We start from the raw sequence: 25,299 nt of genomic DNA on the forward strand, positions 1-25,299 counted from the left end.
GTGCGGGAGTTGCCAATGTGGGGGGCGCTGTCGGCAATGGCGGCAGTGGTGGCCGTGGCGGGGCGGGCCTGTCTCTCTCGGGCGCCGGGCTTTCACTTGTCAACGCCGGTGGCATCACTGGGGGCAACGGCGGCACAGGCGGGAGCAGCACGGACGCAGCCGTAGGCGCGGCAGGTGCGGGTGGAGAAGGCATCGTCGCCAACGGCGCCTCGCGCATCGTCAACAGCGGCACCATCTCGGGCGGACTCTCTGGTGACGGCGTCACTCGCGCAAATGCCATCAGCTTCACCGGAGGCAATGCTTCGCTCACGCTGCAAGCGGGGTCGGTGCTGAACGGCCAGGTGGTCGCCCTCGGCAGCGGTAACACGCTGAATCTCCAGGGCATCGGCAGCGAAGACGATGCGATGTCGGGCTTCTCCGCCATCAACGTCGCGAACGGCGCCAGTTGGACACTGTCGGGCGCGTTCGTACCCACGGGCAACCTTGCCATCAACGTGGGCGACAAGTCTTCACCGGCGACGGCGCTGACGATGAACGGCGTCATCTCCGGTACCGGCAGCCTCACGGCCGACGGCGGCGGCACGCTGTCGTTGGGCGCCATCAACAGCTACACCGGCGGCACGACGATCAGGAACGGCACCACGGTGCAGATCGGCACGGCCGGCGCGCTCGGCGCCGGCACGGTCACGCTCGACGGCGGCAAGCTGGCCGCCACTTCCAGCCTCGACCTGACCAACAGCCTGACCTTCGCCAGCCGTCAGCGCAGCACAGTGGCTGCTGCCAGTGGCAAGGTCTTCGGCCTTGGCGGCGACCTGTACCTGGGCTCCGCTGCGACCGTCGTCTTCGGCAGCGCCACTGAGAACGGCACCATCCGACTGGGCGGCGGCGGCGGCGGCGGCGGCATCTCTTCGGATGCCGTGATCGTCGTGGCCGGCGGCACGCTGCAGGCTGCAGACGCAGGTCTCCCCGGGTTCATCCTGTCCAATGCGGCCTCCACCACGGTGGACACCGGCGCCACGCTCGACCTGAACGGCTACAGCCTCACGATCCGCAACCTGCAGGGCGCCGGAACGCTGAACACCAGCGCCGGTGGCGCGGCCCAGTTCACGAGCGTGCGGTCTGGCACGTTCGCGGGTGCGATCACGGGCTCGGGCCAGTTCGTGAAGACGGGGCCTGAAAGCCTGACCTTGAGCGGCGCTAACAGCCACACCGGCGGCACGGTCATCGCCGCCGGCACGCTGCAAGTGGGCGACGGCGGCACCACCGGCAGCATCGTCGGCAACATCGTCAACAACGGCGCGCTCGTGTTCAACCGCTCCAACGCGGCAAGCTTCTCGGGCGCCATCAGCGGCTCCGGGAGCGTGAGCCAGAGCGGTACGGGCACGCTCACCCTCTCGGGGGCCAACACCTACAGCGGCGGCACCACGGTCCACGGCGGGACGCTGGAGGTCGCGGCGTCCGGCGCGCTCGGCATCGCCGGCGTGACGTTGGCAGGTGGCAAGCTGGCCACGACGTCGAGCTTCGCTTTCTCCTCTCAGTCCCTGACCTTCGCGGCCGGGAAGGCGAGCACGATCGCCGCCGCCACCGGCAGCACGCTGACGCTGCTCAGCACGCTGAGCCTGGGAGCGAACGCCACGGCCACGTTCGGCAGTGCCTCCGAGGCCGGCGTGTTCCACCTCGGCGTTGCCCCTGTCACGGTGGACGGTACCGCTGCCGTGGTCGTCGCGGGCGGCACCTTGCGCGCAGGCCATGGGAGCACGGCCAACGCTGTCTTCAGCAATGTCGTTTCGACCACGGTGAACAGCGGCGCGACGCTCGACCTGAACGCCCTGAGCGTCGGCATCCGCAACCTCCAGGGCAACGGCACGCTCCAGACGGGTCCCAGCGGCGCGCAGGTGACCACGCTCGAAACCGGCCAGTTCGGTGGCGTCATCGCGGGCGCGGGCCGACTGGTCAAGACAGGCGCGGGCACGCTGACACTCTCGGGCGTCAACACCTACGCGGGCGGTACGTCGATCAACGGCGGCACAGTGAACGCGGCGGTCAGTGGCGCGCTGGGCACTGGTGCGGTGTCGGTGGCGGCCAGTGCCGGGCTGCTGTTCACCGGCAATGCGGATGCGGGTAACCTGAGCATCTCCGCCGCTGCAGGCAGCACGGGCGTCAACGGCGGGTTCATCCAGTTCGCGGACAACAGCTCCGCCGGCAGCGCCACGCTGACCACGCAAACACAGGCGGGCATCGATTTCCGAGGCAACGCCACGGCCGGCAATGCCGTCATCGAGAACCATGGCGACACCACCATCTGGTTCAACGCCAATGCGGGCAAGGCGACGATCACCAATTTCGCGGGCGGCCAGACGAACTTCATGGACGACGGCTCGGCCGCCCAGGCCCGGTTGATCAACGAGACGGGCGGACTCATCGACTTCTTCGACCGTGCGACTGCTGAGCAGGCCACGGTGGTGAACAAGGCAGGCGGCCGCGTCCGCATCAGCAAGATGACGACGCCGGGCCTGTCCATCGGTTCGCTCGAAGGCGCCGGCAATGTGGCCCTCGGCAACAAGGCACTGACGGTCGGCGGCCTGAACACCAGCACGGAAATCTCCGGCGTCATCTCGGGCGTGGGCGGTTCCATCGTCAAGGTCGGCAGCGGCACGCTGACGCTCTCGGGCGTCAACACCTACACGGGCGGCACGTCGATCAACGACGGCAGGGTGAACGCCTCGGTCAGCGGCGCGCTGGGCACCGGCGCGGTGGCCGTGAACTCGGGCGGCGTCCTGAGCTTCAGCGGTACCGCGGACGCGGGCCATCTGCACATCACCCTGGCAGCGCCCAGCGGTCCGGCCTTCAGCGGCAACGTCGAGTTCAACGACAAGAGTTCGGCGGGCAACGCCACCTTCGTCGCGAACAAGTATTCGAGCGTGATGTTCAACAACGACGCGACCGCTGGCAACGCCGTCTTCGAGAACCGCGGTGGCGACACCACGTTCATGTTCAACTCCACCGCCGGCAACGCGCGCATCACCAACTTCGCAGACGGCGCGGTTTACCTCTGGGACTTCGCCTCGGCGGGCCAGTCCACGATCATCAACGAGAACGGCGGCAAGATCGGCTTCAACTGGCGCGCCACGGCCGATCAGGCGACGGTGGTGAACAAGGCGGGCGGCGAGGTGCACATCAGCAGTCTGCAGGCAGACGGCACGGCAATCGGTTCGCTCGAAGGTGCCGGCAGGGTGCTCCTGGGCAACAAGGCGCTGACGGTCGGCGGGTTGAACACCAGCACGGAAGTCTCCGGCGTCGTCTCGGGCGTGAGCGGCTCCATCGTCAAGGTCGGCTCCGGCACGCTGACGCTCTCGGGTGCCAACACCTACACCGGCGTGACGCTGGTGAATGGCGGCACGCTGCGCGTGAACAACACCAGCGGCAGTGCCACGGGCAGCGGCAGCGTGGAGATCGCCAGTGGCGCCACGCTGGCCGGCAGCGGCACCATCGCCGGTGCGGTCACCGTGGCCAACGGCGGTTCGCTCGCACCGGGCAACAGCCCCGGCACCCTGACCACGGGCGAGCTGCGCCTGGGCAGCGGCTCCTTCCTCAACTACGAGCTGGGCGCCGTCGGCGAAAGCCCGCTCAACGACCTGATCCAGGTCAACGGCAACCTCGTGCTCGGTGGCACGCTGAACGTCGCGCAGACGGCCGGCGGCAGCTTCGGGCCCGGCCTGTACCGCCTCATCAAGTACACGGGTTCGCTGACCGACAACGGCCTGGGCATCGGCAGCGCCCCGGTGGCGCCCGCCGACCTGTACGTGCAGACCAGCGTGCACCGGGAGGTCAACCTGATCAACAGCGCCGGCGTGCAGCTCGGCTTCTGGGACGGCGGCGACGCGGTCAACAACAACCATGTCGGCGGCGGCTCGGGCACCTGGCGCATCGGTGGTCCGGGCGGCGACGGCTGGAGCAACGTCGACGGGAGCTACAACGCCACCTGGAAGCCCAACCAGTTCGCCATGTTCGGCGGTACGGCCGGCACCGTCACGGTGGACAACAGCGGCGGTGCCGTCAGCATCGGCGGCGCACAGTTCCATGCCGACGGCTACCTGGTCGCGGGCGACGCGCTGACGCTGGGCAACGCGCAGACGATCATCAAGGTCGGCGACGGCACGGGTTCGGGCGCGGCCATGACGGCGACCATCAGCGCGCCGCTCACCGGCGCGGGCGGATTGACCAAGGACGACTACGGCACGCTGGTGCTGACCGGCGCCAGCAACTACATCGGCGGCACCGTTGTCGCGGCCGGTGTGCTGCAGGGCAACACCACCAGCCTGCAGGGCCAGATCGTCAACAACGCCAATGTCACCTTCGACCAGTCGGCGAGCGGCACGTTCACCGGCACGATGAGCGGCTCGGGCAGCTTGCGCAAGATCGGCACCGGCGAGCTGGTGCTGGCGGCAGCCAACAGCTACGCCGGCGGCACCCGGATCGATGGCGGCAGCGTGAGCGCGAACGTCTCCGGCGCGCTGGGCACCGGTCCGGTGGATGTCAACGCCAGTGGGTACCTGGCGTTCCGCGGCAATGCCGCAGCGGACGACCTGCGCTTCACGACCGGCGCCGCCAGCCCCGGCGTCAACGGCGGCTCCATCGACTTTCGTGACAACACCTCGGCCGGCCGCGCGAGCTTCGTCAACAGCAAGGGCGGCAGTGTTTCGTTCGCGGACAACGCGACAGCGGCGGATGCCGTGTTCGACAACCGGGGCGGCAGCGTCACCGTGTGGTTCCAGGCCACGGCCGGGAAGGCGCGCATCGTCAACTCGGCGGGCGGCTCGACCAACCTCTGGGACGACGGCTCGGCCGGTCAGGCGCTCATCGTCAACGAGAGCACCGGCTCGCTCGACATGCAGGACCGTGCAACGGCTGCGCAGGCGACGGTGGTCAACAAGGCGGGCGGCGTGGTCAGCATCCGCCGCATGACGACGGCCGGCGCCAGCATCGGTTCGCTCGAAGGCGGCGGGCGCGTGCTGCTGGGCGACAAGGCGCTGACAACGGGCGGCCTCAATACCAGCACCGAAATCTCGGGCGTGATCTCGGGCGTCGGTGGCTCGCTTGTCAAAGTGGGCACGGGCACCCTGACGCTCTCGGGCGAGAACACCCACACCGGCGGCACCGCGCTGCGCGAGGGCCGCCTGAACCTGGGCCACAGCCTGGCGCTGGGCACCGGCACGCTCTCGATGGACGACGACACCACGCTGGGCTTCAGCGCGGACGGCCTGGCGATCGCCAACGCGATCAAGCTGACCGGCAACAACGACCCGGTCATCGACACCGGTGCGTTCAGCGGCACGCTGGGTGGCGCGATCACCGGCGGCGGCTTCATCACCAAGCAGGGCACGGGCACGCTGACGCTGTCGGGCGCCAACACCTACACCGGTGCGACGAACGTGGCGCAGGGCACGTTGAAGGCCGGTGCGGTCAACACCTTCAGCGCGGCATCCGCGCACAGCGTGGCCGCAGGCGCCACGCTCGACCTCGCGGGCTTCAGCCAGACCGTCGCGTCATTGGCCAACAGCGGCACGGTGTCGCTGGCCGGCGCGACCGCGGGCACGACGCTCACGGTCAAGGGAGCCTATGTCGGCAACCACGGCGTGCTCAAGTTGAGCACCACGCTCAACGGCGCCGGCCCGTCGGACCGTCTGGTGCTCGACGGCCCCGCGGCCATTGCCAGCGGCAAGACCTCGGTGCAGATCGGCAACCTCGGCGGCCTGGGGGCGCTCACGAGCGGCAACGGCATCGAGGTCATCACCGCACAGAACGGCGCCACCACGACCGCGCAGACCACGAAGGACGCCTTCTCGCTGGCCGGTGGTCACGTCGACGCAGGCGCCTACGAGTACCGCCTGCACGCCGCCGATGCGAGCGGCGCGGGCGAGAACTGGTACCTGCGCTCCACCACCGATGCGGTGACGCCGGGCCTGCCCGTCGTCACCTACCGGCCAGAGGCTGCCCTGTACGCGGCGCTGCCGAGCCAGCTGCGCCAGGGCAGCCTCGCCATGCTGGGCGATGTGCGCAAGCGCGTGGGCGACGACGATGTGAAGAGCACCGCAAGCACCCCGACCGGCGCCGAGCGCCGCGCCTGGGCCCGCGTGCTGTCCACCGACATCGACATCCAGCAGGGCGGCACCGTCTCGCCCACCAGCAAGGGTCGCCTGACCGGCTTCCAGGCCGGCACCGACCTGCTCGCCACGGCGAACTGGCGCGCGGGCCTGTACGTCGGCCAGCTCGACGGCGATGCGCGCGTGAGCGGCTTTGCCAGCGGCATCCGCAACCTCGCGGTGGGCCGCAACGACCTGCGCAGCCAGTACGTCGGCGTGTACGGCACCTACACCGCCGACAGTGGCTTGTACGCCGACGTTGTGGTGCAGTCGGGCCGCCACCGCTACACGGTCGAGCCGATGCTCGGTGCCGGCGTGGGCGGCAAGGGGAACAGCCTGCTGGGCTCGATCGAAGTGGGGCAGGCCTTCGCGATCGGCGCCAGCGGATGGAGTGTCGAGCCACAGCTGCAGCTGATCCATCACCACATGGACCTGGGCAATTCGGCCATTGCCGGCGCCATCGCGCAGCCGCAGGCCGACAGCGGCTGGGTCGCTCGCGCGGGCGTGCGGGTCAAGGGCCAGGTCGACACCGGCATGGGCGTACTGCAGCCGTACGGGCGCGTCAACATCTACAAGACCTCGAGCGGCACGGACATCGCTCGCTTCGTGAACGGCGCCACCACGACCGACATCGCGGCGCCGACGGGCGGCACCAGCACCGAACTCGCAGGCGGCTTCACGCTGGCGCTGAGCCGGTCGACCAGCCTGTACGGCGAGGTCGGCAAGCTGTGGTCGTCGGGGGGCAACGCCAAGGTGAAGAGCTCGGTCAACGGATCGCTGGGCGTGCGGGTGAAGTGGTAGATCGGTGAAGCGGTAGAGCGGCGGCTTCAGGCTTCCGGGTCCGGCCCCGGCCTGCGCCGGTACGAGCCGGGCGCGCCGCCGGTCCAGGTCTTGAAGGCGCGCTGGAACGCCGCGCTGTCCGAGAAGCCCAGCTCCTCGGCCAGCGCCGCCAGCGGCACGGTGCTGGTGTTCAGGCGCACGATGGCCACGTCACGCCGCAGCTGGTCCTTGAGCGACTGGAACGACGTTCCCTCGGTCGCCAGGTGGCGCTGCAGTGTGCTGACCGACATGTGCAGGCTGCGCGCGGCGGTCGCCAGGTCGGCCCAGCCCGGGCGGTGCTGCTGCAGCACGGCGCGCACGCGCGCGCTCACCGCCAGCTCGCCCAGCGGCGGCAGGATCACGTGGGCCGGCGCGGCCTTCAGGAAATCGCGCATGGCCCGCGCGTCGCGGTGGATCGGCGTGGCCAGCGCGCTGGCGTCGAACCACACGGCCGACAGCGGTTGGCCGAACTGCAGCGGTCCGGGAAACACCTTGCTGTAGCCGGCCGCGTAGGGCGGCTGCTCGAAACCGAAGTCGAAGCGGCGCGCCGTCAGCCGGCCGCCATGCAGCCAGGCGAAGAGCCGCCAGTACACGCGCAGCATCAGCTCGTGCAGGAAGTTCAGCGGCGCGGTCGGCATCCCCTGCACCCGCAGGCCGAAGCCCGCGAGCGGTCCTTCGTGCAGCAGCACCATCTCGAGGTCGTCCTGCAGCAGGCTGAAGGTGCGGGCCACGCGCCGCAGCGCCACTTCGAGCGTGGGCGCGCCCAGGGTGGCGCGTGTCATGAGCGCGAAGCTGCCCCGGCGCAGGCGGCGCGAGAGGAAGCACAGGGCTTCGTCGTCCAGCCGCTCGATCAGCAGCCCGAACAGCGCCACGTACTGCTCGGCGGTGACGCGCGCGCCCGGCGCGTCGAGCAGGGCGGGGGCGATGCCGGCGTCTTCCAGCACGGTGTCGATGCACAGGGGCGCGTCGTCGCCGCGGGCGCGCACGCCCGAGAGCATGCCCTGGACGAACACGATCGGGATGGTGACGGGCGGTTGCAGCATCGGTGGGCGGATCAGACCCGAGGGCGGCGCGGGTGTCGATTGAGGTTTTCTGCCATGCGGGCGATGCGAAGCGCAATCGCCGCGGCACGGCGCGGTTTCTACCATGCGTGCACAGAAGAACCGAACGGAGACAACCGCCATGTACCTGACCCAGTCCCTGCACCGCAGCGTGCAGCAGCACCCCGAACGGATCGCCGTGCGCGCCGCCGGCCGCACCCTGAGTTTCCGCGCCTACGCCGAGCGGGTCGCGCGCCTGGCGGGCGCCCTGCAGGGGCTCGGCATGCAGGCGGGCGACCGTGTGGCCATGCTGGCGCTGAACTCGGCGCGCTACCTCGAATACCAGATGGCCGTGCCCTGGGGTGGCGGCGTGCTCAACCCCTGCAACATCCGCTGGTCGGCCGCTGAAATCCTGTATTCGCTCGAAGACTCGGGCTCCACGCTGCTGCTGGTGGACGAGACCTTCCGCGCGCTGGTCGAGCAGATGCGCGGGCAGGCGACCAGCCTGCGCGAGGTGATCTACTGCGGCGACGGCCCGACGCCGCCCGGCATGCACGGCTACGAGTCCCTGCTGGAAGCCGCATCGCCCGTGCCCGACGCCGGCCGCCGCGGCGAGGACCTGGCCGGCATCTTCTACACCGGCGGCACCACCGGCTTTCCCAAGGGCGTGATGCTGAGCCACACGAACATGAGCAGCTCGGGGCTGGCGCTGCATGCCGAAGGCCTGGCCTCGCCCGAGGGTTGCTACCTGCATGCCGCGCCGATGTTCCACCTGGCCGACATGGGCCTGGCCGCGCCGCACTGGCTCGAGGGCAACACCCACGCGATCATTCCGGCCTTCAGCCCCGAGGCGGTGCTGAACGCCATCGAGCAGGACCGCGTCACCCACGCGCTGCTGGTGCCCACCATGATCCAGATGCTGGTCGACCATCCCGCCATGCGCGAGCCGCGCGACCTGGGCAGCCTGAAGTGCATCACCTACGGCGCCTCGCCGATCTCCGAAGCGGTGCTGAACCGTGCGATGCAGGCCTTTCCCGGCGTGGACTTCGTGCAGGCCTACGGCATGACCGAGCTGTCGCCGCTGGCCACCGTCAACCCGGCGCGCAACCATACACCCGAAGGCCAGCGCCTGGGCAAGCTGCGTTCGGCGGGCCGCGCGAGCTACTGCACCGAGGTGCGCATCGTCGACGGCGAAGGCATCGAGGTGCCGCGCGGCACCGTGGGCGAGGTCGCGGTGCGCGGCCCCAACGTGATGCAGGGCTACTGGAACCAGCCCGCGCAAACGGCCGCTGCCGTGCGCGGCGGCTGGATGCACACCGGCGACGGCGCTTACATGGACGATGACGGCTACATCTTCGTGGTCGACCGCCTGAAGGACATGATCATCAGCGGCGGCGAGAACATCTACTCGGCGGAGGTCGAGAACGCCATCAACCAGCACCCCGCGGTCGCGGCCTGCGCGGTGATCGGCATTCCGAGCGAAGAGTGGGGCGAGGCCGTGCACGGGGTGCTCGTGCTTAAGCCAGGCCAACAGTTGGCGGCCGATGTGCTCATCGCGCATTGCAAGGCGTTGATTGCCGCCTACAAGTGCCCGCGCAGCGTGGCGGTGGTCGAGGCGCTGCCGCTGTCGGGTGCGGGCAAGGTGCTCAAGACCCGCCTGCGCGAACCCTTTTGGCAAGGCCGTCAACGTGGCGTAGCCTGAGCACCGTCCAGCTATTTTTCTTGTTCGTTCACTTCATTCATTTCATTTCAGGAGACGCTCATGAGCCAGGATGTCCACGTCGTCGGGGTCGGCATGATCCCCTTCACCAAGCCGGGCGCGAACCAGCCCTACCCGCAGATGGCCGCGCACGCGACCAATGCCGCGCTGAAAGACGCCGGCATCGGCTACGAGCTGGTGCAGCAGGCCTACGTCGGCTATGTGTACGGCGACTCCACCGCCGGCCAGCGCGCGCTCTATGAAGTGGGCATGACCGGCATTCCGGTCGTCAACGTCAACAACAACTGTTCGACCGGCTCGACCGCGCTGTTCCTCGCGCGCCAGGCCGTGGCCAGCGGCGCGGCCGACTGCGTGCTGGCGCTGGGCTTCGAGCACATGAGCCCTGGCGCGCTGGGGGCGGTGTTCAACGACCGCCCGAGCCCGTTCGATCACTTCGAGCAGATCACCGACGAGCTGGTCGGCAACGAGCAGGTGCCGCTGGCGCTGCGCTACTTCGGCGGCGCCGGCCTGGCGCACATGCAGCAGTACGGCACGCAGATGTCGACCTTCGCGAAGATCCGCGCCAAGGCCAGCCGCCATGCGTCGAACAACCCGGTGGCGCTGTTCCGCACCGTCGTCACCGAAGACGAAGTGATGGCGGCGCCGGTCATGTGGCCCGGCGTGATGACGCGGCTCATGGCTTGTCCGCCGACCTGTGGCGCGGCAGCGGCCATCATCTGCTCGCCGCGCTTCGCCGAGCGCCATGGCCTGGATCGCAGTGTGCGCATCAAGGCGCAGGCGATGACCACCGACCGCGCCATCACCTTCGAGAGCCGCGACATGCGCGAGGTGGTCGGCTTCAGCATGGCGCAGGAAGCCGCGCAGAAGGTCTACGACGCCGCCGGTGTCGGCCCGCAGGACATCGACGTGGTCGAGCTGCACGACTGCTTTGCGCACAACGAACTCATCAGTTACGAAGCGCTGGGCCTGTGCCCGGTGGGCGGCGCGGAGAAGTTCGTGGTCGACGGCGACAACACCTACGGTGGCAAGGTCGTCACCAATCCGTCGGGTGGACTGCTGTCGAAGGGCCATCCGCTGGGCGCCACGGGGCTCGCGCAGTGCACGGAGCTGGTCCAGCAGCTGCGCGGCACGGCCGACAAACGGCAGGTCGAAGGCGCGCGCCTCGCGCTGCAGCACAACCTCGGCCTGGGCGGCGCCTGCGTGGTCACGCTGTACGAGCGCGTCTGAAGGCGAAGCAGATGATCGACAAGAAATGGATCGGCCACGAGCTGCCAGCCTCGGTGATTCCCATCGAGCGCAGCCGGCTGCAGTTCTTCGCCAAGGCCATCGGCGAGACCGACCCGGTCTACACCGATGCCGCCGCCGCGCGCGATGCCGGTTACCCCGACCTGCCTGCGCCGCCGACCTTCCTGTTCGCGGCCGAGCTGGATTCGGGGGCGTCGAACCAGCTGCTCGACGACCTGCAGATTCCGCTGTCGAAGCTGCTGCACGGCGAGCAGAGCTTCGAGTTCCACCGGCCGGCCTGCGTGGGCGACACGGTGACGGTGCGTTCCACCGTCAGCGACATCTACGACAAGAAGAACGGCGCGCTCGAATTCGTGGTGAAGACCTCGCGCGCCACCAACCAGCGGGACGAACTCGTGGCGGAGCTGCGCTCCGTCATCGTCTGCCGGCACTGAAAGACGCTGCACCCATGACCTCCGCGACCTCCATCACCTACGACAGCGTGCAGATCGGCGACGAGCTGCCCGCCCTGCAACTCCCGCCCGTGAACCGCACCACGCTCGCGCTCTTCGCGGGCGCCTCGGGCGACCACAACCCGATCCACATCGACACCGACTTCGCGCGCAAGGCCGGCATGCCCGACGTGTTCGCGCAGGGCATGCTGGGCATGGCCTGGCTCGGCCGGCTGCTCACGCAATGGGTGCCGCAGGCGCAGCTGCGCCGCTTCGACGTGCGCTTCCAGGGCATCACGCACCTGGGCCATGCCGTGCGCTGCACCGGCCGCGTGGTCGAGAAGCTGGAGCGCAACGGCGAGCGCTGTGTGCGCGTGGAAGTGCTCAGCGCCAACCAGTACGGCCAGGCACGCATCGCGGGCGAGGCCATCGTGGCGCTGCGCTGACCCCTGGAACGAAACAAGACGAGAGAGAAAGACAAGAGACATGACACCCAAACTCGAAGGCAAGGTCGCCCTCATCACCGGCTCGGGCCGCGGCATCGGCCGTGCGATCGCGCTCAAGCTGGCGTCGGAGGGCGCGCGCATCGTCGTCAACGACCTCGACACCGAACCGGCCGAGGAAACCGTGCGGGCCATCCGCGCCGCGGGCGGCCAGGCCGTGGCCTGTGTCGGCAGCGTGTCGGCACCGGACTTTGCGGAGCGCTTCGTCGGTACGGCGGTGAGCGAATTCAAGGGCCTGGACATCATCGTCAACAACGCCGGCTACACCTGGGACAGCGTGGTGCAGAAGATGACCGACGAGCAGTGGTACGCCATGATCGACGTGCACCTGACGGCGCCGTTCCGCATCCTGCGCGCGGCGCAGCCGGTGATCCGGGCGCTGTCGAAGGCAGAGACCGAGGACGGCCGGCGCGTGGTGCGCAAGGTGGTCAACATCTCGTCGGTGGCGGGGCTCTTCGGCAACCCGGGGCAGGCCAACTACTCGACCGCCAAGGCCGGCATCGTCGGCATGACGCAGACCCTGGCCAAGGAGTGGGGCCGCATGAACGTCACGGTGAACTGCGTGGCCTTCGGCTTCATCCAGACGCGGCTCACGGCCAGCACGGCCGAGGCCACCACCGCGAACATCGAGGGGCGCGAGATCAAGGTCGGCGTCAACCCCGGGCTGCTGGCGATGATGGAACAGTCGATCCCGCTGGGCCGGGGCGGCACGCCCGAGGAGGCGGCCGGCGCGGTGTACCTCCTGTGCGCGCCCGAGTCGGACTACGTGAGCGGCCAGACGCTCATGTGCACCGGTGGGCTCACCGGCATCTGAGGTGGCTGGCATGCAACTCGAAGAAGGTATTGCCTGGGGCGTGCAGGACGGCATCGGGCGCATCGTGCTGAAGCGGCCCGAGCGCGCCAACTCGGTGTCGCTGCCGAGCAGCCATGCGTTGGCGCGCGCCATCGACGAGGTGCTGGAAGCGGCGCCGCGCGCCATCCTGTTGACCGGGGAAGGGCGCGTGTTCTGCGCGGGCGGCGACATCGATTCGTTCGTGGCCGCGGGCGACAAGCTGCCCGAGCTGGTCGATGCCATCCTCGACCGGCTGCATCCCGCGCTGCTGCGGCTGGCCCGGAACCCGGCGCCGCTGGTGGTCGCGGTCAACGGCACGGTCGGGGGCGCCGGCGTGGGGCTGGCGCTGTGTGGTGACTTCGTGCTCGCGGCCGAGTCGATGAAGCTGCGCACCGGTTATGCGGCCATCGGGCTGTCGCCGGACGCGGGGAGTTCGTATTTCCTGTCGCGGCGCATCGGGCCGGTGCGCGCGCAGCAATGGCTGATGCTCAGCGATCCGATCGACAGTGCGCGCTGTCTGGCTGCGGGCGCGGTCGATGCGTTGTACCCGGAAGCTGAACTCGCGGCGGCTGCCGAAGCATTGGTGACACGGCTGGCCAGCGGCGCAACGGGTTCGTTCGCGGCCATCAAGGCGCTTTGCGATGATGCGCCGGCACGCCCGATCGACGAACACTTCGAGATGGAGCACCGACTGCTGCGCGAACGCGCTGGCAGCGCGGATGCACGCGAGGGCGTGGCGGCCTTCGTTGCGAAGCGCGCGCCGCGCTTCGCGGGGCGCTGACGGGACCGGCCCGTTTCAGGGCCAGGGCGTCGGCGGCGGAATCTCGCACACCGGCTCGACGTCGATGCTCTTGAAGTCGGCCGGCGAGACGATTTCCAGGTACTCCATGTCGGGCGAGTAGTCGAAGAGAAAGTGCCGGATGCCGGGGCGCTGGTGCACCACGTCGCCGGCTTCGACGCGCGTTTCCTTGTCCTCGTACATGAAGCGCGCCCAGCCCTTGAGCATGAAGACGATCTGGAAGTCTGCCTCGTGGCGGTGCCAGCCGGTGCCCGTTTCCGGTGCCATGTTGGCCTTGACCAGGTGCGCGATCACCTTGCCGTGCGTGGCCGCCGCAATGCCGAGATCGCGGTAGAGGAAGAAGTCACGCAGCCCGCCCGAGACGTACTCGGTGTCGGCGGGCTTGACGTGGGAGAACTGGGTGGCGGTTCGGTCCAGCATGGGCGCTCCTTCGCAAGGTGATGCTGCGCTGCAGCATGCATAAACCGTTCCTGCGCGGGGCCCATTGCTTGACGGCCATCGGGGCGGTCAAGATACTCAACCGCATGGTTCACTCAGATGCTCTGGACGCCGTGTTTGCGGCCCTGTCAGACCCGACGCGCCGCAGCGTGCTCGAAGCGCTGGGCGAGGGCAGCCTCAGCGTGACCGAGTTGGCGGAGCCGCACGGCATGTCGCTGACGGGCTTCATGAAGCACCTGCGCGTGCTCGAAGGCGCGGGCCTCATCTCGCGCACGAAGGCGGGCCGCGTCGTGCGCTGCGAGCTGTCGGCGGGCCCGATGCAGGAGGCCGCCGTGTGGCTCTCGCGCTATGAGAAGTTCTGGACCGGCCGCCTCGACGCACTGGCGCGCTTTCTCTATCACCAGGAGGACACCGAATGGCGAAACCTTCCCCCGGCGGCAACACCGGAAACACCCCCGGCAACACCACCGAGCGCCCCTCGCTCACGCTCCGCCGGCACTTCCGCGTCAGCCCCGCCAAAGTCTGGCGCGCGTGGACCGACCCGCAAGCGCTGAAGCACTGGTTCGGCCCCGAGGAAATCGTCGACGTTCCGTTGGCCGAGGTCGACCTGCGCGTGGGCGGGCGCTTCCGAGTGACCATGTTGGCAGCCGATGGCGAGACGCACGATGTGAGCGGCACTTATCTGGAGGTCGTGCCCGAGCGCAGGCTGGTCTTCAGCTGGGCCTGGCGCAGCACGCCCGAGCGCGAGTCGCGCGTCACCGTTCAACTCGAACCCGATGCGGGTGGCTGCGAGTTCGTGCTCATGCACCAGCAGTTCTTCGACGAAGCGGCGCGCGAAGGCCACACGCACGGCTGGACCGGCTCCCTCGTCAAGCTCGAGAGTTGGCTGCTCGGCGGTGGCAGCGGGTGACGGCCACGCCCAACCCCAACCCCGCGACCATGGCCGACGCGCTGGACGCGATCTACCGCGCCGAGTCGCGCCGCATCTTCGCCACGCTGGTGCGCCTGCTCGGCGATTTCGACTTGGCCGAGGAAGCGTTGCATGACGCCTTTCGCGCGGCGCTCGAGCAATGGCCGCGCGAGGGCATGCCCGCCAACCCGCGCGCCTGGCTGGTGTCGGCGGGGCGCTTCAAGTCCATCGACGGCATTCGCCGGCAGGCGCGCTTCACGGCGTGGGACGAGGCCACCGCCCACACCGACACCCTGGCCGACCCCGCGCCCGCCTGGGACGACGCCGACCCGGATGCCGACGCGCTCGAGGACGATCGCCTGCGGCTGGTTTTCACCTGCTGCCACCCCGCGCTCGCACCCGACGCGCAGGTGGCGCTCACGCTGCGCGAGGTCTGCGGGCTGGCGACGGAAGAAATCGCGCGCGCCTTTCTCGTGCCGGCGCCCACCATCGCGCAGCGGATCGTGCGGGCGAAGGCACGCATCCGCGATGCCGGCATTCCGTACCAGGTGCCGGGCCTGGCCGAACTGCCCGAGCGGCTCGATGCGGTGCTGCGCGTGGTGTACCTTGTGTTCAACGAAGGCTACGCGGCCTCGTCGGGCGAGAGCGTGACGCGCGCGGACCTGTCGGCGGAGGCGATCCGGCTCGGGCGGCTGGTGGCTGAGCTGCTGCCGGACCCCGAGGCGCTGGGGCTGCTGGCGCTGATGCTGCTGCACGACGCCCGCCGCACCGCGCGCACCTCGGCGCAGGGCGAACTCGTGCTGCTCGACGCGCAGGACCGCAGCCTCTGGCACCGCGGGCAGATCGGGGAGGGCGCGGCGCTGGTCGAGCGTGCGCTGCTGTCGCGCCGCTTCGGCCCGTACACCTTGCAGGCGGCCATTGCTGCGGTGCATGCCGAAGCAGCGGAAGCAGTCGACACCGACTGGCCGCAGATCGTCGGCCTGTACGACGTGCTGCTGCGCCTGGACCCTTCGCCCGTGGCCGAACTCAACCGTGCGGCGGCCGTGGCCATGCGCGATGGGCCGGCGGCGGGGCTGGCGCTGATCGACGCGCTGCTCGCACGCGGCGAGTTGGCCCAGTACCACCTGGCGCACGGCGCGCGTGCCGAGCTGTGCCGGCGCCTGGGCCGCATCGACGATGCGCGCGCGGCCTATTTGCGGGCGCTGTCGCTGGCTCGGCAGCAGCCCGAGCGGCAATTCCTGGAGCGGCAGCTGGCGTCGTTGCCCGACGCGAAAAATTTCTGACGCCTCTTGTCGATTTCGGCCGCCGCCGTTCGACCAGTGGTGTCCTCACTCAAATCTGCAAGGAGATCCCGGATGAAATACCTCTGCCTGGTTCATTGCGACGAAGCGGTGCTTCAAGCACTGTCGCCGGACGAGCGCCGCACGCTTGGCGCGGACTCGAGAGCCTACGATGAGTGGCTGGAAGAAGCCGGCCACTTCATCGCCGCCGAGGCGCTGACCTCGGTGAAAGTCGCCAAGGTCGTGCAGGTGCGCCAGGGCCGGCGCTCGCATGTCGACGGCCCGTACGCCGAAGCCCGCGAACAGCTGTGCGGCTTCATCCTGGTCGAGGCGCGCGACCTGAACGCCGCGATCCAGCTGGCGGGCCGCATTCCGATGGCGCGCTACGGCGCCATCGAGGTCCGCCCCATCGAAGTCATGGAAATGATCGAAAACACGGAAGGGAATGTCGCATGAGATACCTTTGCCTGATCTACGGAACCGACGCGCAGACGAGTCACTTCTCGGCGCAGGACATGGACCGCTACATCCACGAACACGTCGACTACGACGCCCATTTGCAGGCGCTCGGCAAGCTCGTCGTGTCCGAGGCCTTGCAGCCTGCCAGCACGGCGGTCACGGTGCGCATGCGCAACCACAAGCTCTCGGTCACCGACGGGCCGTTCGCCGAAACCAGCGAGCAGCTGGGCGGCTTCTACTTTGTCGAGGCCGACAGCGAAGAAGAAGCGCTGCAGCTCGCGGCCGGCATTCCCTCGGCGCGCTTCAGCAGCATCGAGGTGCGCAAGGCTTCGTCAGCCGGCGACAGCGGCAATCGTGGCAGCCAGGGGGCGGGCCCATGAGCGGCGCGCTCGACCGGACGCCGCCCGCGCGCGCCACGGCGCGCGAATGGACCGGGCTGGCGGTCATCGCGCTGCCGTGCATGCTCTATTCGATGGACCTCACGGTGCTGAACCTGGCGATCCCGTCGATCAGCGAAGACTTGAAGCCCACCGCCTCGCAGCTGCTGTGGATCGTCGACATCTACGGCTTCTTCGTGGCCGGCCTGCTGGTCACCATGGGCACGCTGGGCGACCGTATCGGGCGGCGCCGGCTGCTGCTGATCGGCGCGGTGGCGTTCGGCGTCGCCTCGGTGCTCGCGGCCTTCTCGACCAGCGCCAACATGCTGATCGCCACGCGCGCGCTGCTCGGTGTGGCGGGGGCGACGCTGGCGCCGTCGACGCTCTCGCTCATCCGCAACATGTTCCTCGACCCGGCGCAGCGCACCGTGGCCATCGGCGTGTGGATCTCCAGCTTCTCGGCCGGTGCCGTCATCGGACCGGTGATCGGCGGCGTGCTGCTGCAGTTCTTTTCGTGGGGCTCGGTGTTCCTCATCGGCGTGCCGGTGATGGTGCTGCTGCTGGCGCTCGGCCCCTGGCTGCTGCCCGAGTACCGCGACCCCGATGCCGGCGCGCTCGACCTGACCAGCGTGGCGCTCTCGCTGGGCGCGGTGCTGGCGGCCATCTACGGCATCAAGCAGGTGGCCGAGCACGGGCCCGACGTGGTGTCGCTTGCGGCCATCGCGGTCGGCGCGCTGCTGGGCTGGCTGTTCGCGCGCCGGCAGGGGCGGCTGGCCGATCCGATGATCGACCTGCGCCTGTTCAGGCTGCCGGCCTTCAGCGTCTCGCTCGGGGCCTACATGCTGGCCTGCTTCGTGATGTTCGGCCTCTTTCTCTACAACGCCCAGTACCTGCAGCTGGTGCTCGGCCTGTCGCCGCTGGAGGCGGGCCTGTGGAGCATGCCGAGCGCCGGCGCCTTCATCGTCGGTTCGATGATCGTGCCCGCGCTCACGCGGCGCCTGTGCCCGGCCTATGTCATGGGCGGCGGGCTGGGCGTGGCGGCGCTGGGGTTCGGCATGCTGGTGCTGCTGCCCGCGCAGGGCGGGCTGGCCTGGATGGTGACGAGCGCGATCACCTCGTCGCTCGGTCTGGCGCCGGTGTTCACGCTGGCCACCGACCTGGTCGTGGGCAGCGCGCCGCCGGAGCGCGCGGGCGTGGCCTCGGCGATCTCGGAGACCAGTTCCGAGTTCGGCGGGGCGCTGGGCATTGCCATCCTGGGCAGCGTTGGCGTGGCGATCTACCGCGCGACCATGGCCGACGCCGTGCCCGCGGGTCTCGCCGATGCGGCGGCGGTGGAAGCCGCCCGCAGCACGCTGGGCGGAGCGGTCGCGCTGGCCGGGGAACTGCCCGGTACCACGGGTGCCGCGCTGCTCGACACCGGGCGCGGGGCGCTGCTGCACGCCCTGCGGCTGGTGGCGGGCGGGTGCGCGGTGGTGCTGCTGTTCGTCGGCGTGCTGGTGGCGGTGCGGCTGCGCGATGTGGGCGCGGCCCCGGCGCATGGGGCGGAAGAGGAGGAGAGTGGGGGCGCCGCACCCCCGGGCGGCGCCGCATTGCCGGAGCGTTGACGAGCCTCCATACTGGGGCTTCCACGACGTACCCCACGACCGAACGGAGGCCCCATGAGCAACGAACTGCGCAAGAAGCTGCATGACCTGGCAGAACTGTCCGACAGCACCTCCGACCCGCAGACCAAGGCCATCGTCGAGGCGATCCGCCTGCAGACGGCGGTGCTGAACGAGCGGCTGTTCAGCATCGAGCTGCAGCTGGGGGTGCTCGCCAAGCGCATGGAAAACACCACCGACTGAGTCGGCTGCTGCTTTGTGGGGATAATCCCCGCCATGAGCGGCAACACCTTCGGAACTCTCTTCGCGGTCACCAATTTCGGCGAGTCGCACGGCCCGGCCATCGGCTGCGTGATCGACGGCTGCCCCCCGGGCATGGCCCTGAGCGAGGCCGACATCCAGGGCGACCTCGACCGTCGCCGCCCCGGCACCAGCCGCCACGTCACCCAGCGCAACGAGCCCGACGCGGTGCAGATCCTCTCTGGCGTGTACGAGGGCAAGACCACCGGCACGCCCATTGCGCTGCTGATCCAGAACACCGACCAGCGCAGCAAGGACTACGGGCAGATCGCCCAGCAGTTCCGTCCTGGCCACGCCGACTTCACCTACTGGAAGAAATACGGCATCCGCGATCCGCGCGGCGGAGGGCGTTCTTCGGCACGGCTCACGGCACCCATGGTCGCGGCCGGCGCGGTCGCCAAGAAGTGGCTGGCCGAAAAATACGGGATGGTGTTCCGCGGCTGCATGACGCAGATCGGCGAGATCGCCATTCCCTTCGAGAGCTGGGACCACGTGCCCAACAACCCCTTCTTCGCCCCCATCGCCGACGTGAGCGCGCTGGAGGACTACATGGACCGCCTGCGCAAGGCCGGCGACTCGTGCGGCGCGCGCATCCGCGTCACCGCCACGAACGTGCCCGTGGGCCTGGGTGAGCCGCTGTTCGACAAGCTCGACGCCGAGATCGCCTACGCCATGATGGGCATCAACGCCGTGAAGGCGGTGGAGATCGGCGCCGGCTTCGACAGCATCACGCAGCGCGGCACCACGCATGGCGACTCGATCACGCCGACCGGGTTTCTCAGCAACAACGCAGGCGGCATCCTGGGCGGCATCAGCTCGGGGCAGGACCTCGAGGTGACCATTGCGATCAAGCCCACCAGCTCGATCATCAGCCCGCGCCAATCGATCGACGTGAACAACAACCCCGTCGAAGTCATCACCAAGGGCCGCCATGACCCCTGCGTCGGCATCCGCGCCACGCCCATCGCCGAAGCCATGCTCGCGCTGGTGGTGATGGAGCACGTGCTGCGCAACCGAGCGCAATGCGGTGACGTGAACCCGCCCGCAGAGAAGACCGAAGCTGCGTCGCCGCAGGCGTCTTTCCTGTAGTGTCCGCCCCGCCACCTGTGGCCGCCGGGCGCGGCCACCTGTTGGCGTTCGCTGGCCTGTCGGCCAGCTATTTCGCGCACATCGGTTTCTTCAATCCGTACCTGCCGCTGTGGCTCAAGGACCTGGGCCTGCCGATCTTCACGATCAGCCTGCTGGCTTCGGTGCAATCCATCACCCGCGTCTTCGCGCCCTATGCCTGGGGCGCGCTCAGCGACCACACCGGCCAGCGCGTGAAGCTGCTGCGCTTCAGCGCTGCGGTGGCGCTGGCCAGTTCCTTTGGCCTGTGGTGGAACGGCGGCGCCTGGTGGCTCGCGCTGGTGCTGCTGGTGATGTTCACCCACACCAGCTCGATGATGTCGCTCACCGAAGCCGCCATGGCGCAGATCGTCGCGGGCGACTGGGGGCGCTACGGGCGTATCCGGCTGTGCGGATCGGCCGGCTTCCTGGTCACCGTGTTCGTGGCGGGCGAATGGTTCGAGCGCTTCGGCATGAAGCACTTCCCGTTCTGGGCCGCCGGCACCCTGGCCGTGGTGCTGATCGCGACGATGAAGCTGCCCGACCTGCGCGAGCCGCCCGCCGCGCACGACGCCGTGAAGGAACCCATCGGCCCCGTGCTGCGCGTCCCCGCCGTGCGCTGGTTCTTTGCCTCGCTGTTCTTCCAGGTGATGTCGCACTTCTCGGTGTACGCGTTCTTCTCGCTGTACCTCGATTCGATCGGCTACGGCAAGAGCACCATCGGCTTGCTGTGGGCACTGTCGGTGGTGGCCGAGATCGTCTGGTTCTTCCTGCAGGGTCGGCTCATCGGCCTGCTGCCGATGCACCGCTGGATGCTGGTGTGCGGCATTGCCGGCGTGGCGCGGCTCGGGCTCACCGCCGGGCTCGGCGGCTTCATCGCGGCACTGGTCATTGCGCAATGGCTGCACGCGCTGAGCTTCGCGGCGCACCACACCGCGTGCATCGCCGTGGTGTCGCGCCGCTTCCCCGGCCACTTGCGCGGTCGCGGGCAGGCGCTGTTCACGGTGATCGGCTACGGCTTCGGCGGTGTGCTGGGTGTGTTGCTCGGCGGGGCTGTAGCGCAGGAGCTGGGGTATCGCACGATGTTCGCGCTGGCGGCGTTGCTGGCGGTGGTCGGTAGCCTGTGCGCGTGGCAGATGGTGAGGCTTGAAGGCGGGGCGCCTGTCCGCCGGTAAGCCTGTCGGAAATAGCGACACCGATGCGTTCCTTGTCGATCACTGTTGCTGCTGCTGCTGTCGTCCTGGGACTTTCCCAAGGAGAGAGCCACGCACAAGCAGCCCCGTTGCCCGAGCTGGCGTCGCGCGGCGTGCAATGCCAATGGATCGATGAAGCGTTGTTCGCCTTGGTGCAGACCTCTCCCAGGGATGGCGAGGATTCGCTGTCTGTCCAGAAGCTCCGGCGCCTGCAATCCGACATGAAGCCCGCCACCCGCCAGCTCTATGACGAGCTGGCAGCGGGGTATCGAGGGAGCGATGCTTACGACAACGGCGCGGATGCCTATGCAGTGGTGGTCGGCCGGCGCATGGACCGCGGACTGCGAGCCTGTGCCAAGGCCTGGTTTCCCGAGGCCGATGCGAGCCGGGTCGACGACTGTTCGGCCGCCCACCTGGCGGGCATGGCGGCATTGAACAGCCGCAAGCGTGCGCTACCGCAAGCAGCGGCCCTGGAGACTGCGCAAAAGGCCGCCCCCGTGGCCGATGCACTGGCCCGGCAGATCGTGCAGTACTTCTATGACTACCCCATCTCTGCCTATTCCGATGCGCAGAGCGCAGGACGCATCAGCGGCGGCGCCAGGGAGCGCTGCCTTCGGGGCCAATGGCATCGGCAGCCCTAGCGCGAGGATGAGGCAAGGCTACTTCTTGCCGCGCTTGGCGGCCTTGCGGACAGCGGGCTTGTCGACACCGCCCTTGGCAGTCTTGCCTCCGTTGCCGAGTCCGTTCTCCTTCTCGAACATCGCAAAGTACTCCGAAGCCATCTTGCGCAGCGAGCGCCCGATGTTCGCGTAGTCGTACTCGTTGAGGTTGGCCAGCGACACGCGCCCCGACGGGTGCTTGCCGCCGAAGCCGCGGCCGGGCAGCAGGACGATGCTGGTTTCGGCGGCGATGCGGAACAGCGCTTCGTTGGGCTGCAGCTTGGTGAGAATCCACTTGCCGAAGCGCTCGCCGTGCATCTGCGTGGCGATGTCCTGCAGGTCGAGCAGGTGGTAGTAGCTCACCGAGTTCGGGTCGGGCGGCAGGGGCAGGCCCAGCTCGCGGTACAGCGCTTCCTTGCGGCGCGAGACGATGTGCTTCATCGACTTCTTGTAGGTTTCGCCCTCGTCCATAAGGCAGAACAGCGAGAACATCACCATCTGCGCCTGCACCGGGGTCGAGAGGCCGGCCGTGTGGTTGAGCGCCACGGTGCGGCTGTCGGCCACGAGGCGGTCGATGAACTTCAGCTGGCGCGGCTCGGTGGTGATGGAGCTGTAGCGCGCATCGAGTTCCTTCAGCCGGGCTTCGGGCAGGGCGGCGATCTGGCGGTCGAGGATGTTGTCCTCGTGCGTGGCGACCACGCCCATGCGCCAGCCGGTGGCACCGAAGTACTTCGAGAACGAATACACCAAGATGGTGTTCTGGGGGCACATCGCGAACAGCGAGGTGAAGTTGTCCGCGAAGGTGCCGTACACATCGTCCGTGAGGATGATGAGGTCGGGCCGCTGCTTCACGATGTCGACGATGTAGCCGAGCACCTCGTCGCTGATCTTCACCGAAGGCGGGTTGCTCGGGTTGCACAGGAAGAAGGCCTTGACCTTGGGGTCGAGCAGCTTCTGCAACTCCTTCTTCGTGAACTGCCAGTTGTTCTCGGAGGGCGCATCGATCAGCGCCTCGATGAGCTGGTAGTCGTTCAGGTGCGGGATCTCGATGTAGGGCGTGAAGATCGGCATGCCCAGCGCAATGGTGTCGCCGGGCGACAGCAGGTGGTTCTCGCGCAGGCTGTTGAACAGGTAGGTCATGGCGGCGGTGCCGCCTTCCACCGCGTACATGTCGAACCTGCCCACGAAGGGGTGCGTGTTGATCATCTCCTTGTGGATGTACTGGCCCACGATGATCTCGGACAGGCGCAGCATGCGGTCGGGCACCGGGTAGTTGCAGCCCAGGATGGCCTCGCACATCTCGTAGATGAAGTCGCCGGCCGACAGGCCCAGCTGGTCGCGCACGTACGACACGGCGGCCTCGATGAAGCGCACGCCGGGCTCGCCCGCCCGCGACTTGGCAAAGATCTCGAAGCGCGCCTCGATGCCCTCGCGCTGCGGAAAGCCGCCCACGTCCGCCATGTAGATGTACGAACGCTCGGCCTCGGTCATGGCGAACAGGCCGAACTGGAAGAAGCCGTGGCGCGGGGTGGTGGCCAGGAAGTTCGGGTTGCCGCGGCCGGCGTTGAGCATGAGCCGGTCACTCTGTCGTGCGACCTGGATCAGCGCATCCTTCAGTTCGAACGGGCTCAGTCCGCCCAGCTTTTTCACGTCGCCGAAATCCATGGAGTACTCCTTGGTTGAGAAAAAAGGAAGAAAGAAAAAATGAACGATGTGGGGCTCAGACCAGCGCCACGATCAGCGGGCCGAGCAGCGTGAGGAACACATTGGCCAGTGCGTAGGTGATGGCGAAGGGCACGGTGGGAATCGCGTTCTCGGCCTTGCCCAGCACTTCGCCGAAGGCCGGGTTGGCGCTGCGCGAGCCGCTCAGCGCGCCGGCGAAGACGGCCGTGTTGTCGTAGCGCAGCACGTAGCGGCCGAACAGCATCGTGAGGATCATGGGCACGAGCGTCACCACCACGCCGACGCCGAAGATGGTCAGGCCCAGTTCCTTGATCGTCTGCACGGCCTGCAGGCCCGACGACAGGCCGACGACGACCACGAAGCCTGCCAGGCCCAGGTCTTTCAGCAGTTGCACCGCGCTGTTCGGCAGCGCACCGAAGGTCTGCTTCTTCGCGCGGTACCAGCCGAACAGCAGGCCCGACAGCAGCGCGCCACCGCCGGCACCGAGCGTGAGCGGAATGGCGCCGATCTTCACGCTCAGCAGGCCGATCAGGAGGCCCACCACCAGGCCCGTGCCGAGGTAGACGAAGTCGGTCTTGGCGCTGGGCACGATCACGTCGCCGACGAGGGCCGCGACGCGCTTCACGTCCTGTTCGGCACCGAAGATCGACACCAGGTCGCCGACCTGCACGACGGTGTCGGGCTTCATCGGCAGCACCTGGCCCATGCGGCTGAGTTGCACCACGAAGATGCCGTGGCGCACGCCGCCGGCGGTGGCCTGGCGGATCTGGTCCACCGTCTTGCCGCCGAAGTCCTTGTTGGTGAGCACGATCTCGCGCTTGTGCATGGTGAGCTCCATGCCGTCGACCGCATCGACCTCCTTGCCCAGCAGCGGGGCGCTGGCCACCACGGCGTCGCGCCGGCCGACGGTGAGCACGTAGTCGCCCTGGCGCAGCACGAGCGTGGGGCTGACCTCGATGAACCGGCCGTCGCGCTTCACGCGCTCGATGGTGATGGTGGTCGCCGGGTTGGCGTTCTCGATGTCGGCCACCGTGCGCTGCGGGTCGCTGGCCAGCTGGTAGATGCGCCCGACCAGCGGCGGGGCGGCTTCCTGCTGGTCGGGGCCGAGCACCTTCACGCCGGCCTGCATCGCGGTCTCGGCCGCGATGGCGTCGTCGCGGATGCTGCGGCCCATGAGCTTGGGCAGGATGTTGACGCACACGATGATCGCGCCGAACGAGCCGAACACATAGGTCACGGCATAGCCGATGGCCACGTTGCCCTGCAGCCTTGCCGTCTCGGCTGCCGCCAGCCCGAGCTTGCCGATGGCGTCGCCCGCCGTGCCGATGATGGCGCTCTGCGTGAGGCCGCCGGCCGCCACGCCCGCTGCCAGGCCCTTGTCGAGTCCGAACAGCTTGGCCATGACCACCACGGTCGCCAGGCCCGTGGCCGCCATCACCGCGGCCAGGATGATCTCCTTGATCGACTGCTTGCCGAGCGAGCTGAAGAACTGCGGCCCGCTCTCGAAACCCACGGCGTAGATGAACAGCGCGAACAGCACCGCCTTCACGCCGCCGTCGATCTGCACGCCGACCTGGCTGACGATCACCGCCACCAGCAGCGAGCCGGCGACGCCGCCGAGCTGGAACTTGCCGAACTTGATCTTGCCGATCCAGTAGCCGACCGCCAGCGAGAGAAACAGGGCCATCTCCGGCGACTTCTTGAAGAGTTCGTGCAGCCAATCCATGGGTGAGGTCCTTTCAGGGCATCAATGGGAAGAAGAG

20 protein-coding genes and 1 pseudogene are annotated in these 25,299 nt (G+C 68.7%); 17 read left to right on the forward strand and 4 right to left on the reverse strand.

The window, feature by feature from the left end:
• The first annotated feature begins 17 nt into the window (after positions 1-17).
• Positions 18-6,944 (forward strand): autotransporter-associated beta strand repeat-containing protein, encoded by a 6,927-nt coding sequence (locus D3H34_RS05950; RefSeq protein ID WP_147400388.1) that lies wholly within the window; start codon positions 18-20, stop codon positions 6,942-6,944.
• A 26-nt stretch (positions 6,945-6,970) separates the two neighbouring features.
• Here the strand turns inward: D3H34_RS05950 and D3H34_RS05955 are convergent, their stop codons facing one another.
• Positions 6,971-8,005, reverse strand: coding sequence for an AraC family transcriptional regulator (locus tag D3H34_RS05955; RefSeq protein WP_119552523.1), 1,035 nt, complete (start codon positions 8,003-8,005; stop codon positions 6,971-6,973).
• Between the two features lie 139 nt (positions 8,006-8,144).
• On the opposite strand from D3H34_RS05955, the gene D3H34_RS05960 reads away from it, so the two are divergent.
• Genes D3H34_RS05960 through D3H34_RS05985 form a run of 6 tightly spaced genes read left to right on the forward strand, consistent with a single transcriptional unit; the run spans position 8,145 to position 13,514 of the window.
• A complete protein-coding gene (locus D3H34_RS05960; protein WP_119552524.1) occupies positions 8,145-9,704 on the forward strand; it encodes a long-chain-fatty-acid--CoA ligase in 1,560 nt (519 codons plus the stop codon).
• Positions 9,705-9,764: 60 nt separating this feature from the next.
• Positions 9,765-10,949 (forward strand): lipid-transfer protein, encoded by a 1,185-nt coding sequence (locus D3H34_RS05965; protein ID WP_119552525.1) that lies wholly within the window; start codon positions 9,765-9,767, stop codon positions 10,947-10,949.
• 11 nt (positions 10,950-10,960) lie between these two features.
• Complete coding sequence (locus D3H34_RS05970; RefSeq protein ID WP_119552526.1) at positions 10,961-11,401, forward strand: MaoC family dehydratase N-terminal domain-containing protein; 441 nt, start codon at positions 10,961-10,963, stop codon at positions 11,399-11,401.
• A gap of 14 nt (positions 11,402-11,415) precedes the next feature.
• On the forward strand, positions 11,416-11,844 hold the full coding sequence (locus D3H34_RS05975; protein ID WP_119552527.1) for a MaoC family dehydratase: 429 nt from the start codon (positions 11,416-11,418) through the stop codon (positions 11,842-11,844).
• 40 nt (positions 11,845-11,884) lie between these two features.
• Positions 11,885-12,715, forward strand: coding sequence for an SDR family NAD(P)-dependent oxidoreductase (locus D3H34_RS05980; RefSeq protein ID WP_119552528.1), 831 nt, complete (start codon positions 11,885-11,887; stop codon positions 12,713-12,715).
• Positions 12,716-12,725: 10 nt separating this feature from the next.
• On the forward strand, positions 12,726-13,514 hold the full coding sequence (locus D3H34_RS05985; RefSeq protein WP_119552529.1) for an enoyl-CoA hydratase/isomerase family protein: 789 nt from the start codon (positions 12,726-12,728) through the stop codon (positions 13,512-13,514).
• Between the two features lie 15 nt (positions 13,515-13,529).
• Here the strand turns inward: D3H34_RS05985 and D3H34_RS05990 are convergent, their stop codons facing one another.
• Entirely contained in the window at positions 13,530-13,952 is a 423-nt protein-coding gene (locus tag D3H34_RS05990) for a cupin domain-containing protein (RefSeq protein WP_119552530.1), read from the reverse strand.
• A gap of 104 nt (positions 13,953-14,056) precedes the next feature.
• Here D3H34_RS05990 and D3H34_RS34900 point away from each other — a divergent pair.
• The 10 genes and pseudogenes from D3H34_RS34900 to D3H34_RS06040 form a co-directional block, all read left to right on the forward strand.
• A pseudogene (locus tag D3H34_RS34900) lies at positions 14,057-14,236 on the forward strand (ArsR/SmtB family transcription factor); the annotation flags it as partial.
• Positions 14,237-14,385: 149 nt separating this feature from the next.
• Complete coding sequence (locus D3H34_RS06000) at positions 14,386-14,880, forward strand: SRPBCC family protein (protein ID WP_119552531.1); 495 nt, start codon at positions 14,386-14,388, stop codon at positions 14,878-14,880.
• Between the two features lie 29 nt (positions 14,881-14,909).
• Positions 14,910-16,163, forward strand: a complete 1,254-nt coding sequence (locus D3H34_RS06005) for an RNA polymerase sigma factor (RefSeq protein ID WP_119552681.1) — start codon at positions 14,910-14,912, stop codon at positions 16,161-16,163.
• 72 nt (positions 16,164-16,235) lie between these two features.
• Positions 16,236-16,616, forward strand: a complete 381-nt coding sequence (locus tag D3H34_RS06010; protein ID WP_119552532.1) for a YciI family protein — start codon at positions 16,236-16,238, stop codon at positions 16,614-16,616.
• Positions 16,613-16,999 (forward strand): YciI family protein, encoded by a 387-nt coding sequence (locus tag D3H34_RS06015; protein WP_119552533.1) that lies wholly within the window; start codon positions 16,613-16,615, stop codon positions 16,997-16,999. Before D3H34_RS06010 ends, D3H34_RS06015 begins: the two co-directional genes overlap by 4 nt.
• Entirely contained in the window at positions 16,996-18,600 is a 1,605-nt protein-coding gene (locus D3H34_RS06020; RefSeq protein ID WP_119552534.1) for an MFS transporter, read from the forward strand. The genes D3H34_RS06015 and D3H34_RS06020 overlap by 4 nt, the downstream gene beginning before the upstream one ends.
• A gap of 54 nt (positions 18,601-18,654) precedes the next feature.
• Positions 18,655-18,840 (forward strand): hypothetical protein, encoded by a 186-nt coding sequence (locus tag D3H34_RS06025; protein WP_056583411.1) that lies wholly within the window; start codon positions 18,655-18,657, stop codon positions 18,838-18,840.
• 33 nt (positions 18,841-18,873) lie between these two features.
• On the forward strand, positions 18,874-19,986 hold the full coding sequence (aroC, locus tag D3H34_RS06030) for a chorismate synthase (protein ID WP_119552535.1): 1,113 nt from the start codon (positions 18,874-18,876) through the stop codon (positions 19,984-19,986).
• Positions 19,986-21,176, forward strand: a complete 1,191-nt coding sequence (locus tag D3H34_RS06035) for an MFS transporter (protein WP_119552536.1) — start codon at positions 19,986-19,988, stop codon at positions 21,174-21,176. Before aroC ends, D3H34_RS06035 begins: the two co-directional genes overlap by 1 nt.
• Before the next feature lie 32 nt (positions 21,177-21,208).
• Positions 21,209-21,835 carry a hypothetical protein gene (locus tag D3H34_RS06040; RefSeq protein ID WP_147400389.1) on the forward strand — a complete coding sequence of 209 codons (627 nt, stop codon included), beginning with the start codon at positions 21,209-21,211 and terminating at the stop codon, positions 21,833-21,835.
• Positions 21,836-21,853: 18 nt separating this feature from the next.
• Here the strand turns inward: D3H34_RS06040 and D3H34_RS06045 are convergent, their stop codons facing one another.
• Both D3H34_RS06045 and aspT read right to left on the reverse strand, forming a co-directional pair.
• Positions 21,854-23,518, reverse strand: a complete 1,665-nt coding sequence (locus D3H34_RS06045) for a bifunctional aspartate transaminase/aspartate 4-decarboxylase (RefSeq protein WP_119552538.1) — start codon at positions 23,516-23,518, stop codon at positions 21,854-21,856.
• A 55-nt stretch (positions 23,519-23,573) separates the two neighbouring features.
• Complete coding sequence (gene aspT / locus D3H34_RS06050) at positions 23,574-25,262, reverse strand: aspartate-alanine antiporter (protein WP_119552539.1); 1,689 nt, start codon at positions 25,260-25,262, stop codon at positions 23,574-23,576.
• Positions 25,263-25,299 lie beyond the last annotated feature (37 nt).

This window comes from Acidovorax cavernicola (genome assembly GCF_003581445.1).